Here is a 14,480-nt window from a genome sequence, read left to right on the forward strand (position 1 = left end):
GGTTAAAATTTCATAAAATGCAAACTATCTTCGCATTTTAGAATGTTTCGATTTTTATGCGTCCGCGAGAAAAACGGCCTCATAAAACAGCCGACATAATACCCGTGTCTCCAAGTCTGTCGGCGTTTGTGAACGAAGATGAATAATCCGTAATAAAAAATTTACCACGCTTATGAATTGAGCAGCCCTAATGCTCAAAACATAAAAGCCCGGCATTGCTGCCGGGCTTTCACTAATCGACTTAACGTCAGATTAGAACGAACGGGTCAGGCGAACCCAACCAGTTGTGTTGTCGCCCAGCAGGTCGGAGTCCTTGTAGTCGACAGTCGCGCCGACCTTCAGGCCAGTTGCGAGCTGGTATTCAGCCAGCAAGCCAACGCCCCAGATGTCGTCGTTGTTCTGGGTTTCCCAGTAAGCAACCGATGGAGTGATCGTCAGCTTTTCAGTAGCCTTGACAGCGTAAGAAGCGGAAACTGTCCACTCATATGCCCAGCCGGACTGGAAGCCGATGTCGCGGTAAGAACCAACGTAGGCGTTGATGTCAGAAGACCAACCAGCGCCGATGTTCAGTTCGCCTGGGCCGATTGGAGCAACGAGAGTTGCGTACAATGCGCCTTCTTCAGCTTCAGTGTCGTAAACGCCGCGCAGAGCGAGGTTAGCTGCACCGAAGTCAACCTGGGCGTATCCCTGGATACCGATTTCGGAACCAGCTGCACCAGTCCAAACGTTGGAGATGTCGTCTACACCGAGACCGATGCGGAACGCGCCAGCGTCGTACAGGTAGCTAACAGTGTTGAAGTTGGTTGCGTTATCGAAAGCGTCGAGTTCGCCGTTGATACCGATATCATCCCACCATGTGAGAGCCTTACCAACCTTCAGGCCGCCAACAGTGATGTAAGCCTGCTCGAGCGAAACGCCAGAGGAAGGAAGCTGCTGGTTGCCGTTGTAGTTGCCCTGCAGACGGATGTAGGTGCCGATGGTGCCGAGTTCGGAGTCGGTCTTCGTGTCGAAGAATACGCGACCACGAGTTGCAGAGTACCAATCGCTCGAGAAGCCGCCAGGAGCTGGGCCGCCAACGTCTTCACCGAAACCAACGGTGAAACGAACTTCACCACCGATGCGCAGGCAGGTTTCAGTGCCTGGGATGTAGAAGTAGCCAGCGCCGAAAGCGTCGCAAACGCGAACGTATTCCAGGGGCTCTGGCTCAGCAGCGACGATAGCGTCAGCGGCCTGTGCGCCAGAAACTGCTGCGAGAGCTGCAGCGGAGCCGATGAGAAGGCTCTTGATGTTCATATTGACCTCCAGTCAAGTTTCACAAGGGTCTGGGTTCTTAGCTGAAGGACAGCATTCCCTGCCCCATTCCCGTCGATTTAAGAAACGGACGATCCACCGCCGCGCTTCCTGATGTTGAAAATACAAAACGAACCCGCGCATGCAATCACCATCTTCACGTAAACGCACTTTCCTGTGTTGCTTCATCCCACGCTGTTGCGCAAAGGACACAAAACACGGTGCCGACAGTGGAAAAGGTTTACAACTTCTTAATAAAAACCTTTTGAATCCGTCACTTAACGAGACGACATTTCGAGGTTTCGTATTCTTTCAGCACAATTTCAAGGGATTTTAGGGCTAAAAGCCAGGTGTTTTCGGCTGGCGGGCCGTCTTGGGCAGGTTATCGCATGCAGCTGGTTCACCCGTCCCAACAGCTGTCCCATCACGAAATTTGGAGAATCGTCCACGATTCTGTTGCTGAAGTGTTGGGTGATTCTTTTCAGAATCCCCCCTATAAACGCGCCATCCTATATATGGCGCGTGCATGAGGCGTCTACCTGTGAAGAAAGCGCAGTGTTTTTCGTTGATAATGATAAAAGGCCTTGCATTCAAAAAAGTTACGCAATAATCAGGCCGCACCGGAGAGGTGGCCGAGTGGTCGAAGGCGCTCCCCTGCTAAGGGAGTATACGTCAAAAGCGTATCGTGGGTTCGAATCCCATCCTCTCCGCCATCATTTTGATTTCCCAAAATAATTCCCCCTCATTAAACGCGATGCGACTTCGCATTCATCTCCTGTTTTTCTTCGGGCACATTTTTCTCTCGCTGAAATCTCCAAAAGCATAGAACTCTGCAAAATCGGCATTTTTCTGCAATTTTTGGTGATTTTTGGTGATTTTTGACACCTCTAGTCAAACTTGACTGGAGGTCAATATGAACATCAAGAGCCTTCTCATCGGCTCCGCTGCAGCTCTCGCAGCAGTTTCTGGCGCACAGGCCGCTGACGCTATCGTCGCTGCTGAGCCAGAGCCCCTGGAATACGTTCGCGTTTGCGACGCTTTCGGCGCTGGCTACTTCTACATCCCAGGCACTGAAACCTGCCTGCGCATCGGTGGTGAAGTTCGTTTCACCGTTGGTTTCGGTGAAGACGTTGGTGCAGACGAAACTAGCGACTGGTACTCCGCTACTCGTGGCCGCGTATTCTTCGACACGAAGTCTGACTCCGAACTCGGCACCATCGGCACCTACATCCGTCTGCAGGGCAACTACAGCTCTGAAGGTGGCGTTCCTTCCTCTGGCGTTTCGCTCGAGCAGGCTTACATCACTGTTGGCGGCCTGAAGGCTGGTAAGGCTCTCACATGGTGGGATGACATCGGTATCAACGGCGAACTCGACGCTTTCGATAACGCAACCAACTTCAATACAATCAGCTACCTGTACGATGCTGGCGCGTTCCGCATCGGTCTCGGTGTAGACGACATCTCCAACGTTTGGGTTGGCGCTCCTGGCAACGAAATCGGCTTCCAGGCTTATGCTCAGGTTGACTTCGGCGCTTCGAACCTCGCTCTGCGCGGCGTTTACGACACTGAAGCTGAAGAAGGCGCATTGTACGCAACTCTCGTTGCTCCAATCGGCCCAGGCGAACTGAACATCGGCGCTGGTTGGTCTTCTGGCGTTAACGCCTACGTTGGTTCTTACCGCGACCTCGGCCTCACTTCTGGCTGGTCTTACGAGTGGACTGTTTCCGCCTCTTACGCCCTCAAGGCTACAGACAAGCTGACGATCACTCCATCGGCTGCTTACTGGGAAACCGAAAACAACGACGACATCTGGGGCGTTGGCTTGCTGGCTGAATACCAGCTCGCAACTGGCCTGAAGGTCGGCGCGACTGTTGACTACAAGGACTCCGACCTGCTCGGCGACAACACTTCTGGTTGGGTTCGTCTGACCCGTTCGTTCTAATCTGACGTTAAGTCAATTAGTGAAAGCCCGGCAGCAATGCCGGGCTTTTATGTTTTGGAAGATATTTCGTTCGTAAAGTTTAGGTCGTCGGTATGCCTATGGCAGTACCCTGTACTTGCTGGCTTCAATATAAAGACAGCCACACCATATATTGCTGCGCCACAACTTCTCTATGATGCTTGCTGAATTTCAAATCGAATGCGCTCGATAGCGCACGACATTAAAGACACTGAAAAGTGACAGTCAAAAAAATGCGGCCGGAGCATTTGGCAACGTTTTGATTCGTCACGAGATGACTGTGCTTAACGACCGTTTCTCAGATCGTAGACAATGTCGGACTTCTGCCCCAGCCGTGTTTTGTAGACCTGATAATTCTCCATCACCCGCTGCACGTAATTGCGGGTTTCAGGGAAGGGGATACGTTCAATCCAGTCAACAACCTCATCGATCGGCTTGCCACGCGGGTCGCCGTAGCGCGTAATCCATTCAGGTACGCGTTTTGGACCTGCGTTGTAAGCGATGAAAGTCAGGATGTAGGATCCGCCAAACGCATCGATTTGTTCGCCGAGGTAATGAGCGCCGAGCGTCGCATTATATCCTGCGTCACTGGTCAGCTTCGCTGGCGTGAAGGTCAGGCCATGGCGGTTTGCAACGCCTTTGGCTGTTCCTGGCAGAAGCTGCAGAAGGCCACGGGCATCGGCCGGCGATATAGCGGCCGGGTTAAACGCGCTTTCCTGTCTGGCAATCGCATAGGCCAAAGCCTTGCCGGAACCGGCAATATTGGCGCTGTCAGGGATGACGCCAAGCGGATAGGCCAGTGCTGCAGCGTCGATACCGCGTGAAAAGGCGGTTTTGCCAATCTGCAGCGATACCTGATGGTTACCGTTACGCTCGGCACGTGCGGCCAGAATCGCGAGTTCACCGGCACTGTCCAATTGTTGAGAAAGCGCCCGGTACAGGCTGTCAGCTCTCCAGTTGTATCCGGCGGCCTCGAGACGGTCTATTGCCCGCACCGCTTCGCGAGACGCAAAAACCTGTCTGTCTGTGTTGCTAGGGGTCGGGTAGGTGACATTGAGCGTCTTCACGCCGATTCGTGCCGCCGCCAATTGACCATAAAACGTGCCGGGATGGTTCGCCGCTCTCGCAAAATAGTCGCGTGCATTTCCTGGCGCGCCAGCTTCTGCGGCACGGCCAAGCCAGTAGTACGCGCGGGATGCGGAGAGAGGGCGATTGGAGGTATCAAGCAGTTTCTGGAAATGTTTTTCGGCGGTCTTGGGATCATTCAGCGCACGCAGCGCGTACCAACCGGCATGAAACTCTGCGTCCGCAACATCGGTTGGAGATGTGGCGGCGTGGTTTGCAACGATACGGTAGGCCTGCCTGAAATCCCCAAGATCAGTCAGGCCGCGAGCGATGATACGCTGCTCGTTCCACCATTCTCCGGGATTGACGAGTTTTGCCTTATCCTGCGGCATTTGCTCGAGAAGCTTGGCAGCTTCAGGATATTTCTGCTGGCTGCGCAAATATTCGACACGGGCAAACAGATAGGCCGGATCGCTCGTCCATGACTTGTCAACGGCGCTGAGCAGTGATGGCGCATTGCTGGAGCGCTGCAAAACGGCAGCCCAAGCCTTGTAAAGCGACTGCGCCCTGCCGAGATCTGCGAATCGCTTAGCCTGACTAATCCGGCTGCGATACATCAGATAATCCATGCGGGCCTTGTGATCAGCGCTGGTCAGCAGAGACGAAAACTCGCTTAGGACCTGATCCTCAAGATCCGTGTCCATACCCTCGCGCAGCCAGATACGGCGAATATTGGCCGCGGCTTCACTTGCCTTGCCAGTCGCCATCAAGGCGCGCGAAAGAATAATGGCGCCTTCGGCTGTCTCCGGCTGGCTTTTGCCGAATGATGCCAGAACCTGAGCTGTCGGTGGATTTTCGCGCAGCAGCGCCCGTTCCGAGTTGGAGCGGAATGCTGCAACACCCGGCCAGCCCTTTAGCTCGCGTTGTGCTGTAGCGATTTCAGAGGAAGGTACTTCTTTCATGCCGGAAACGGCAATCGCCCAAGTCAGAATGTGCCGGTCCAGACTGTCTGCTGCCAAACCGTTGCGAATCGCGATGGCGCGAGCCGCATCACGAGATGATAGGGCGTCCAGTCCGCTTTTCAGGTCGGACACATCACCGGGTCGGCTCGTGCGGGGAATAGCACCGGTAATAATTTCAGGATTGGGCGCTGCAAACGGGGCAGGGGCATTGGGACGAACGTAAGGCAGTGGCGCCGATGTCGGCAGGGTAGCGGCGTCCGGCACGGGTGATGCAAAGGCATGCCACACACCTGCGCTCAAACTCGCCGCCAAAAAGGTTATCGCCGTCTTCTTCATTCCGTCACTCGCAACTTTGGAAATTCACCTTCCATTAACCGCCTGCTGCATTAACGAAACCTTACTCCACTGCTTCAAATTCGATCAAATATCTTTGAGCGAACCGTGCAGGCGTAATCAGACCAGTTTGAGAAATAAAACTGTCACATGATTTTGTTTTTAGCAGAAAATAGCGCCCTTGCATGCTTGTCGGTTGATAAGACCGGAACTAATGTGTGGCGGTTTTAACCATGGAAATGCGGCTGAAGCGTGGATAGCCAGTCGCAAGGAGCTTTGTATGTTCAAGGGATCCATTCCCGCCCTCATTACTCCGTTTACCGCCTCAGGCGCGGTAGATGAAACGGCTTTCGCCGCTCACGTCGAGTGGCAGATTGCGGAAGGCAGCAGCGGCCTTGTGCCGGTTGGCACGACGGGAGAGTCGCCAACCCTTTCCCATGACGAGCACAAACGTGTCGTCGAGCTGTGTGTGGAGGTCGCGGACAAACGGGTTCCAGTGATCGCAGGTGCCGGTTCTAACAACACCAGCGAAGCCATCGAGCTTGCAAAGCACGCGCAGGACGTTGGTGCTGACGCACTGCTGGTGGTGACACCTTATTATAACAAACCAACGCAGAAGGGGCTCGTCGCTCACTTCTCGGCTATTGCCGAAGCTGTGAGCCTGCCTATCGTCATTTACAACATTCCGCCGCGCTCAGTCATCGACATGAGCCCGGAGACGATGGGTGCGCTTGCCAAGGCACACAAAAACATTGTCGGCGTTAAAGACGCTACTGGTAAGATTGAACGTGTATCCGAGCAGCGCATTTGCTGCGGCAAGGACTTTGTTCAGCTATCCGGTGAAGATGCTACAGCGCTTGGCTTTAACGCCCATGGTGGTGTTGGCTGCATTTCCGTTACCGCAAACGTTGCTCCCCGCTTGAGCGCAGAGTTCCAGGCCGCCATGCTGGCTGGCAACTATGCTCTCGCACTGGATTATCAGGATCGTCTGATGCCGCTGCACAAGGCAATCTTCATGGAGCCAGGCGTTTGTGGTGCAAAATATGCACTTTCGAGAATTCGTGGCATCAACCGCACCGTTCGCTCTCCGCTGATGAGTTCGCTGGAGCCAGCGACCGAAAGCGCTATTGACGCTGTGCTGAAACACGCAGGACTCATCAACTGATATCAACTGGTGGAGGCGCGTTGTGTTGCGCGCCTTCACATTCCGACATGCCTGCACTAAATAAGGCGTATAAAGCCGTTTGCGCATACAACGCGACGACATAACAAAAAAACGACAAAAGGCGGATCGGATTCCATGGCTCCCAAAGGCAGTCAGCGCACGGTAAAGAAGATTGTCGCGGAAAACCGCAAGGCACGCTTCAATTACGAGATTATTGATACCTACGAAGTCGGCTTGGTACTCACGGGCACCGAGGTCAAATCGCTGCGTGAAGGCAAGGCAAACATCGCTGAATCCTATGCGTCGGATGAAGGTGATGAAATTTGGCTGATCAACTCGCATTTGCCGGAATATCTGCAGGCCAATCGGTTCAATCATGAGCCGCGCCGCCGTCGCAAGCTGCTGCTGACCAAGCGTGAAATCAATCGCCTGCGTTCTGCCATCAATCGTGATGGCATGACACTTATTCCGCTTAAGATTTATTTTAATGATCGTGGCCGCGCCAAGATGGAGCTTGCGCTAGGGAAGGGCAAGAAGTTGCACGACAAGCGCGAGACGGAGAAGGAACGCGATTGGAATCGCCAGAAGTCCCGAATACTCAAGGGTGATTCCCGCTAAGCTTTCTATCCAAAAGGATGCCATCAAAAGTAGGCTTAAGATAAAAAAAGGCTCCAAAACCGACGTTTTGGAGCCCTTCTTGTTTTGTTGTACCTTAAGCTGCGCGGTAAACCGGTTGTTCGAAGCTCATCTGGGTAGAGACCTTGAAGCGGGAAACAAGATCCGCAAGGCTGCTGCTGATATCGCTGAGGCCGTGTGTCGCTGCATTGGTTTCTTCAACCATCGCAGCATTCTGCTGCGTCAATTGATCCATGCTTGCAACGGCGGTGTGAATCTCCTGAATTCCGGCCGCCTGTTCCTGCGCAGCCGTCGAAATCGCACCGATATGCTCTTGAATGCTGTCGACTTTTTCACCAATGGAATGCAGGGCTTCGCCGGTCTTGTTGACGAGAGAAACACCGTGCAACACATCCGCGAAGGACTTGTCGATCAGGGTCTTGATTTCCTTGGCAGCAGAGGCGGAGCGTTGTGCCAGTTCACGGACTTCCTGGGCAACCACAGCAAATCCCTTGCCGGCTTCGCCAGCGCGCGCCGCTTCAACACCGGCATTGAGTGCCAGAAGGTTTGTCTGGAAAGAAATTTCGTCGATCACGCTGATGATCTGGGTGATCTTCTGCGAAGAATCTTCAATTGCCCCCATTGCCTGAACGGTCTCGGCGACAATATCTCGTGATTTATTGGCTTGTTGGGCCGAACTGCGCACAATATCTTCGGCCTCACGCGTACGCTGGGCAGATTGGCGGGAAATTGTGGTGATTTGCTCGATCGCGGTCGAGGTTTCTTCGAGCGCTGCAGCCTGTTGTTCTGTTCTGCGCGCCATATCGTCCGTCGACGTTGTCAATTCACGCGTATTGGCTGAAATCTTGTGTGTCTCGACGACGATATTGGAAAATGCTTTGGAAAGATTGCTGACAGCCTGGTTGTAGTTATCGCGCAGTGATTCAAACTGCAGCGCAAGGGTTGCATCAATCTTGGTGGCGAGATCACCACTGGCCAATTTATTCAGGGCCTGGTTGAGAACTGCCAGAGCATTTTCCTGTTCAGCTTTCATCTGCTGCTGCTGAATTTCCGCTTTTTCACGTTCTTCAGCCAGCGCATCAAGATACACAGTGATGGAGTAATCCATGTCGAGCAGGGCGGCTTTGAGCACAACGGAAATGTCGCGCGTCAGTGCCTTGGCCTTGCTGTCGTAGAGAAAGCCTTTCAGCTGGTTTTCGATCAGCGCCTTAACAATGCCTTCGACAACAAGCGCATAGGCGCCGATATACCAGCGTGGTTCAAGTCCCAGCTTGGCATGGGTGTGGCCAATAGCACTGACGGCCTTGACGTAATCTTCGTCGAAACGACCGCTGGCAATGCGCGACCAGTGTTTGACCTGCATGCTCTTGGCGTGTGCAATATGCGCATCATTAGCGAAGAACTTTGCGGTATGGGGAACCGTCTTTGCCTTGTTGTAGAATGTATCCAGAGAGCTGCTCAGCGAATCTGTGATAACAGGCATGATGTTGTGAAGATCACGCTTTTGGTTTGCGGCGATTCCCAAAAAGGAAAGTCGTTCTTCCAGTGCCTGATAACTGTTCTGCTTGCCACTCATGAATTTAACTCGTTCATTTGCCCGAGGAGAAGAGTCTCCTGGTCCCGTGGCGTGACAAGGCCACAATTAGGTTTAATCAATTCCTAACAAAGGTTTTGATGAAATAGGCAGTGTGGAGCAGATAGCGCCAAGTATCCTCGGTTGCATCGCATATTTCTCATGCATCCAAGCGCAGCGGTTATCTTGCCCAAGTGTCCAGCAAGAATATAGATGGTTAGGTTAAGTTAAAAAATTTTTTTGCAGCAATTTGACTTTGAGCAAATTGAATGTGTGCTTAGTTTTATTCTGTTATTGTTTTGATTGCAGAAAATAATGCGGATTAAACAAAAACTATAAAATCCATTGTGTGGAAATGCAGAGAATGTAAAAATGATACCGCACTGTCAAAGCACTAGGCTGTTCGACAGTGCGGTCTTGTGAAGATGAAGTATAAATTCCAGAACAAGATTTTATTCCTGAATTGCGCCTTCGGTAACACGCTGTGGTTTTTCCGACGGGTCACGGCCAATCTCTGCTTTCAAGGATACGAGATCGATGAAGTGATCTGCTTGGCGACGCAGGTCGTCAGCAATCATTGGTGGCTGTGTTGCCATGGTGGAAACGACGGAAACCTTGCGGCCTCTACGCTGCAGGGCATCGACGAGTGTGGTGAAATCACCATCACCAGAAAATATGACAAGATGGTCGACAGTGCTGGATTGCTCCATGGCATCGACAGCCAGTTCAATGTCCATATTGCCTTTGATTTTACGGCGGCCCATGGAATCGGTGAATTCCTTGGCAGGTTTGGTCACAACTTTGTAGCCGTTGTAATCAAGCCAGTCGATCAATGGTCGGATGGATGAATATTCCTGATCTTCAATAAGGGCCGTGTAATAATACGCACGCAGAAGGTAACCTCGTTTCTGGAAAGCTTTTAGCAGCTTGCGGTAGTCAATATCAAAGCCGAGATTTTTAGAAGCTGCGTAGAGATTTGCGCCGTCGATGAAGAGAGCAATTTTCTCTCGGGGATCGAACATGTATGGTTGGTCCTTCCTCATAAATGCGGGCCAGAAATGCTGACCAGGATTTCAAAACCGGTAGTAGCAAATCACTTTAGTTACTCATCATACATTATGAGCACGTCATATAAAGTTCATTATTCGAGGTTTAGCTTTATTCCAAGTCAATTATGGCTGATAATTCACCTAAAAGCGCAAACAATGCGCAAATCCTACTAAAGTTACGCCCATTCACGAAAAACTTGAATTTTGTGCCCAATCACTGTATCGGGCAAGCATACAAGCGATATAACGACCGCAAAGGACAGGCAATGGCCCGTGTCACAGTAGAAGATTGCATTGATAAGGTAGACAACCGTTTTGAGCTGGTGCTTCTCGCAAGCCACCGCGCACGGCAGATCTCTCAGGGCTCGCAGATCACGATTGATCGCGACAACGACAAGAACCCGGTCGTGGCTCTGCGCGAAATTGCTGACGAAACCCTGTCTCCTGACGACCTTAAGGAAGACCTCATCCATTCGCTGCAGAAGCATGTTGAAGTGGATGAGCCAGAGCCCGATCCAGCTGCTGTTGCGGCAAATGCTGCATCTTCCGACAGCGAAGAGGATGACCAGCCAGAAGCGATCACATTCGACCAGATGTCGGAAGAGGATCTGCTGGCCGGTATCGAAGGCCTCGTTCCGCCGGAAAAAAGCGACGATTATTGATTCTCTTATGTCGGCTAGGGCAGGCGGTTACCGTCTGTAAATCTTTGCTGTCATAATTTGATCCCATATGATGCAGAATTGTGCGCCAATCTAATAGATTGGCGCGCTTTCTTTTTAATGGCGGTTGGTTTCCAATGATGAGGCAATACGAACTCGTTGAGCGGGTTCAAAAATACAAGCCGGATGCAAACGAGGCGCTGCTGAACAAAGCCTATGTTTATGCGATGCAAAAACATGGCCAGCAGAAACGCGCCAACGGTGACCCCTACATTTCGCATCCGCTTGAAGTTGCCGCCATTCTCACCGAAATGCACCTCGATGAATCGACCATCGCTGTTGCTCTCCTGCATGACACAATTGAAGATACCTCTGCCACCCGTCAGGAAATCGACGAGCTGTTCGGCGAGGATATCGGCCGCCTTGTTGAAGGTCTGACAAAGCTCAAGAAGCTGGATCTGGTCAGCAAGAAGGCCAAGCAGGCGGAAAACCTGCGCAAGCTGTTGCTGGCCATCTCCGACGACGTGCGGGTGTTGCTGGTCAAGCTGGCCGACCGTCTGCACAACATGCGCACGATGGAGTACATGCCTGCGGACAAACGCAGCCGTATTTCCGAAGAAACCATGGAAATCTATGCGCCGCTTGCCGGCCGCATGGGTATGCAGGATATGCGTGACGAGCTGGAGGATCTGTCCTTCCGTTATCTCAATCCTGAGGCCTACGAGACCGTGACAAAGCGACTCAGTGAGCTTGAGGAGCGCAATCAGGGTCTCGTCAAGAAGATTGAGGACGAACTGCGTGATCTGCTGGTAGCGAACGGAATAATCGGTGCCATGGTCAAGGGGCGGCAGAAAAAGCCCTATTCGGTTTTCCGTAAGATGCAGTCGAAGTCACTGTCGTTCGAGCAGCTTTCTGACGTTTACGGCTTCCGTCTTCTGGTCGGTGATATCCCGTCTTGTTACCGTGCCTTGGGCATTGTGCATACGCGCTGGCGCGTGGTGCCTGGCCGCTTCAAGGATTATATCTCGACGCCGAAGCAGAACGACTACCGCTCTATCCACACCACCATTGTTGGTCCGTCTCGTCAGCGTATCGAGCTGCAGATCAGAACCAAGCGCATGCACGAGATTGCCGAGTTCGGCATCGCTGCGCATTCACTGTACAAGGATGGCGAAAACGGCGAGGGGGATTTGCTCTCTCCGGAATCCAACGCCTATTCCTGGCTGCGTCACACAATCGAGGCGCTTGCCGAAGGCGACAATCCGGAAGAGTTTCTGGAGCACACCAAGCTCGAACTTTTCCAGGATCAGGTGTTCTGCTTCACGCCGAAGGGCAAGCTGATTGCGCTGCCGCGTGGTGCAACGCCCATCGACTTCGCTTATGCGGTTCACACCAACATCGGTGACACGACCGTAGGTGCGAAGATCAACGGCCGTATCATGCCTTTGGTAACGCGCCTTAATAACGGTGATGAAGTCGAGATCATTCGCTCCGGCGTGCAGGTGCCTCCTGCCGCTTGGGAAGAGATTGTGGTCACCGGAAAGGCGCGTGCCGCCATTCGCCGTGCAACCCGTATGGCCATCCGCAAACAATACGCAGGCCTTGGCTACCGTATTCTGGAGCGCACCTTTGAGCGCGCAGGCAAGGCCTTCTCTCGAGATGCGCTGAAACCAGCCCTGCATCGTTTGGCGCAGAAGGACGTTGAAGACGCGATCGCGCTTGTTGGTCGTGGCGAAATGTCGTCGCTCGACGTGTTGCGTGCAGTTTATCCTGATTATCAGGACGAGCGCGTCACCGTGAAGCTGAATGGCGATGACGGCTGGTTTAACATGCGCAGCGCATCCGGCATGGTCTTCAAGATTCCCGGCAAGTCGCGTTCTGTTTTGGAAGACGATGGTGCGGCAGAGATTGCCGAAGGACCTGATCCTTTGCCGATCCGCGGTCTGTCCGGAAATGTTGACGTACATTTCGGTTCGGCTGGTGCCGTGCCGGGTGATCGTATCGTCGGCATCATGGAAAAGGGCAAGGGTATTACCATCTACCCCATCCAGTCGCCGGCATTGCAGCGCTTTGATGATGAGCCGGAACGCTGGATTGATGTGCGCTGGGATCTGGACGAGGCCAACAAGTCACGCTTCATGGCGCGTCTGATGATCAATGCCTTGAATGAGCCCGGCACGCTTGCCTCTGTTGCGCAATCCATCGCCACGCTCGACGTCAACATTCGCAGCCTTAACATGATCCGCATCGGTACGGACTTCTCCGAGCTGTCGCTTGATGTCGAAGTCTGGGATTTGCGTCAGTTGAATCAGCTTCAGTCGCAATTGAAGGACCTCGATTGCGTCTCAACCGTGACACGTGCCTTCGATTGAGGCAGAAATTGCACGCAAAATAGACATTAATGCCGTTGTTATGCGTGGAGTGCATACCAGCGGCCTTTTCATGTCTGTAGTCAAGTTGCTCGTGCAGGACTATCTTCCAGATCAGAAAACAGGAACAAAGTTTCCGACGCCTTGGTGAAAATTCAATTCAGGGCCGGTTTGGAAGAAAAGGAAAAGATCATGTTTAGTCCTATTCGTAAGATTGCTCGTGCTGTTCGTGGTAAGACTGTCCAGGAACGCGAGTTTGACTACCTCAATGCTTCGATGTCGCAGGTTGATCTTGAGTTTCGTCAGCGCGAAATCGATCGCGGCCTGTTCCGCCGTTAATCTAGTCAGGTTTAACGGCAAGGCCTCTATGGATTGCATTTTGTAACAAACGCCGCTTGGCGGTTTTGAAGCGATGCAATAAGCTAATCAGATGCCATTTCGCCGGAAAAAACCTGCTGGATTTGTGGAAAGATTGCGCGCGCTGATTTGGCCGCGCAAAGGGTTTAAGCGTTCGTTTCGCTATCTGGCGCTGCGACTTTCACGCCTCTCGGCGTCGCCGCATTCGATTGCGGCAGGCTTTGCCATCGGTGTTGCCGTTGCGTGGACGCCATTTCTGGGTGTCCACATTATTCTGGCATTGGCTGTGGGCTTCATATTGCGTGTCAGTCTTGTGGCTGCGGCACTGGGAACGGCGGTTGCCAATCCTTTGACACTTCCCTTCATCTGGGCATCCACATGGGAAATCGGTCGCCTGCTTTTGCGCAGGGACGAAACGGCTGCCACCAATAATCTCGATCTGGGTTCGCTTATCCACCATGTGAGTTTCCGCGAACTCTGGCGGCCCGTGCTGGAGCCCATGATTGTCGGATCGGCGCTTCCTGCACTGTTAAGCGCCTTCATTGCCTATTTTGGTGTTTTTTTTCTGCTGCGCGCCATGCGCCGGCAGCGTCAGCAAGCACTTTCTTTCTCCAATAACGATACAGGAATTTCTGCATGATAATCGGCATCGGCAGTGATCTCATCGACATTCGCCGGGTCGAGAAGTCTATTGAACGTTTTGGCGAACGTTTCACCCACCGCTGTTTTACGCCCATTGAACGGGCCAAATCCGACGGACGGAAAAACCGGGCTGCGTCCTATGCCAAACGTTTTGCAGCCAAGGAGGCCTGTTCCAAGGCTTTAGGCACCGGGCTTTCGCATGGCGTGTTCTGGACCGACATGGGTGTTATCAATCTGCCGGGTGGAAAACCGACCATGGCCCTGACTGGCGGGGCAGGTGAACATCTGGCAAAATTGCTGCCGGCAGGCCACGAAGCATTTATCCATCTAACGATAACAGACGAATTTCCTTACGCTCAAGCATTCGTGATTATTGAGGCAAGGCCCGTCAGCGCTTGAGCAATTTTCGCCAGGCGGTGG

Annotated in this window: 12 protein-coding genes and 1 tRNA gene; 9 read left to right on the forward strand and 4 right to left on the reverse strand. The window is 52.7% G+C overall.

All coding sequences use genetic code 11. From position 1 onward, the window contains the following. Window positions 1–252: 252 nt before the first annotated feature. A complete protein-coding gene (locus tag PYL13_RS06190; RefSeq protein ID WP_275640770.1) occupies window positions 253–1,293 on the reverse strand; it encodes a porin in 1,041 nt (346 codons plus the stop codon). A gap of 619 nt (window positions 1,294–1,912) precedes the next feature. Between PYL13_RS06190 and PYL13_RS06195 the strand changes: the two genes are divergently transcribed. Then, window positions 1,913–2,003 (forward strand) — tRNA-Ser (locus PYL13_RS06195). A gap of 200 nt (window positions 2,004–2,203) precedes the next feature. After that, a complete protein-coding gene (locus PYL13_RS06200; protein WP_275640771.1) occupies window positions 2,204–3,232 on the forward strand; it encodes a porin in 1,029 nt (342 codons plus the stop codon). A 302-nt stretch (window positions 3,233–3,534) separates the two neighbouring features. Here PYL13_RS06200 and PYL13_RS06205 read toward each other — a convergent pair whose 3' ends face one another. Continuing rightward, the gene (locus PYL13_RS06205) at window positions 3,535–5,613 is read right to left on the reverse strand and encodes a transglycosylase SLT domain-containing protein (RefSeq protein ID WP_275640772.1); all 2,079 of its coding nucleotides are present in this window, start codon (window positions 5,611–5,613) and stop codon (window positions 3,535–3,537) included. A 277-nt stretch (window positions 5,614–5,890) separates the two neighbouring features. Between PYL13_RS06205 and dapA the strand changes: the two genes are divergently transcribed. Further along, entirely contained in the window at window positions 5,891–6,775 is an 885-nt protein-coding gene (gene dapA, locus PYL13_RS06210; RefSeq protein ID WP_275640773.1) for a 4-hydroxy-tetrahydrodipicolinate synthase, read from the forward strand. Between the two features lie 135 nt (window positions 6,776–6,910). Beyond that, window positions 6,911–7,393, forward strand: coding sequence for an SsrA-binding protein SmpB (smpB, locus tag PYL13_RS06215; RefSeq protein ID WP_259145491.1), 483 nt, complete (start codon window positions 6,911–6,913; stop codon window positions 7,391–7,393). A gap of 94 nt (window positions 7,394–7,487) precedes the next feature. Here smpB and PYL13_RS06220 read toward each other — a convergent pair whose 3' ends face one another. After that, the gene (locus tag PYL13_RS06220; RefSeq protein WP_259145489.1) at window positions 7,488–8,987 is read right to left on the reverse strand and encodes a methyl-accepting chemotaxis protein; all 1,500 of its coding nucleotides are present in this window, start codon (window positions 8,985–8,987) and stop codon (window positions 7,488–7,490) included. Between the two features lie 449 nt (window positions 8,988–9,436). Next, the gene (locus tag PYL13_RS06225; protein ID WP_250982992.1) at window positions 9,437–10,006 is read right to left on the reverse strand and encodes a LabA-like NYN domain-containing protein; all 570 of its coding nucleotides are present in this window, start codon (window positions 10,004–10,006) and stop codon (window positions 9,437–9,439) included. 293 nt (window positions 10,007–10,299) lie between these two features. Between PYL13_RS06225 and rpoZ the strand changes: the two genes are divergently transcribed. From rpoZ to acpS, 5 genes are all read left to right on the forward strand, one after another. Further along, the gene (gene rpoZ / locus PYL13_RS06230) at window positions 10,300–10,695 is read left to right on the forward strand and encodes a DNA-directed RNA polymerase subunit omega (protein WP_192487377.1); all 396 of its coding nucleotides are present in this window, start codon (window positions 10,300–10,302) and stop codon (window positions 10,693–10,695) included. 134 nt (window positions 10,696–10,829) lie between these two features. Then, a complete protein-coding gene (locus PYL13_RS06235) occupies window positions 10,830–13,064 on the forward strand; it encodes a RelA/SpoT family protein (protein WP_192487378.1) in 2,235 nt (744 codons plus the stop codon). Between the two features lie 189 nt (window positions 13,065–13,253). Next, the gene (locus PYL13_RS06240) at window positions 13,254–13,400 is read left to right on the forward strand and encodes a DUF3563 domain-containing protein (RefSeq protein ID WP_192487379.1); all 147 of its coding nucleotides are present in this window, start codon (window positions 13,254–13,256) and stop codon (window positions 13,398–13,400) included. Window positions 13,401–13,524: 124 nt separating this feature from the next. After that, the gene (locus PYL13_RS06245; RefSeq protein ID WP_250983247.1) at window positions 13,525–14,058 is read left to right on the forward strand and encodes a DUF2062 domain-containing protein; all 534 of its coding nucleotides are present in this window, start codon (window positions 13,525–13,527) and stop codon (window positions 14,056–14,058) included. Then, window positions 14,055–14,459 (forward strand): holo-ACP synthase, encoded by a 405-nt coding sequence (acpS, locus tag PYL13_RS06250; RefSeq protein ID WP_192487381.1) that lies wholly within the window; start codon window positions 14,055–14,057, stop codon window positions 14,457–14,459. The genes PYL13_RS06245 and acpS overlap by 4 nt, the downstream gene beginning before the upstream one ends. Window positions 14,460–14,480 lie beyond the last annotated feature (21 nt).

Origin of the sequence: Agrobacterium sp. Azo12 (genome assembly GCF_029193765.2) — a bacterium.
GTDB lineage: Bacteria > Pseudomonadota > Alphaproteobacteria > Rhizobiales > Rhizobiaceae > Agrobacterium.

Coding starts and splice junctions, on each gene's coding strand:
- PYL13_RS06190 (WP_275640770.1), bottom strand. CDS start 1,293: ATGAACATCAAGAGCCTTCTCATCGGCTCCGCTGCAGCTCTCGCAGCA.
- PYL13_RS06200 (WP_275640771.1), top strand. CDS start 2,204: ATGAACATCAAGAGCCTTCTCATCGGCTCCGCTGCAGCTCTCGCAGCA.
- PYL13_RS06205 (WP_275640772.1), bottom strand. CDS start 5,613: ATGAAGAAGACGGCGATAACCTTTTTGGCGGCGAGTTTGAGCGCAGGT.
- dapA (WP_275640773.1), top strand. CDS start 5,891: ATGTTCAAGGGATCCATTCCCGCCCTCATTACTCCGTTTACCGCCTCA.
- smpB (WP_259145491.1), top strand. CDS start 6,911: ATGGCTCCCAAAGGCAGTCAGCGCACGGTAAAGAAGATTGTCGCGGAA.
- PYL13_RS06220 (WP_259145489.1), bottom strand. CDS start 8,987: ATGAGTGGCAAGCAGAACAGTTATCAGGCACTGGAAGAACGACTTTCC.
- PYL13_RS06225 (WP_250982992.1), bottom strand. CDS start 10,006: ATGTTCGATCCCCGAGAGAAAATTGCTCTCTTCATCGACGGCGCAAAT.
- rpoZ (WP_192487377.1), top strand. CDS start 10,300: ATGGCCCGTGTCACAGTAGAAGATTGCATTGATAAGGTAGACAACCGT.
- PYL13_RS06235 (WP_192487378.1), top strand. CDS start 10,830: ATGATGAGGCAATACGAACTCGTTGAGCGGGTTCAAAAATACAAGCCG.
- PYL13_RS06240 (WP_192487379.1), top strand. CDS start 13,254: ATGTTTAGTCCTATTCGTAAGATTGCTCGTGCTGTTCGTGGTAAGACT.
- acpS (WP_192487381.1), top strand. CDS start 14,055: ATGATAATCGGCATCGGCAGTGATCTCATCGACATTCGCCGGGTCGAG.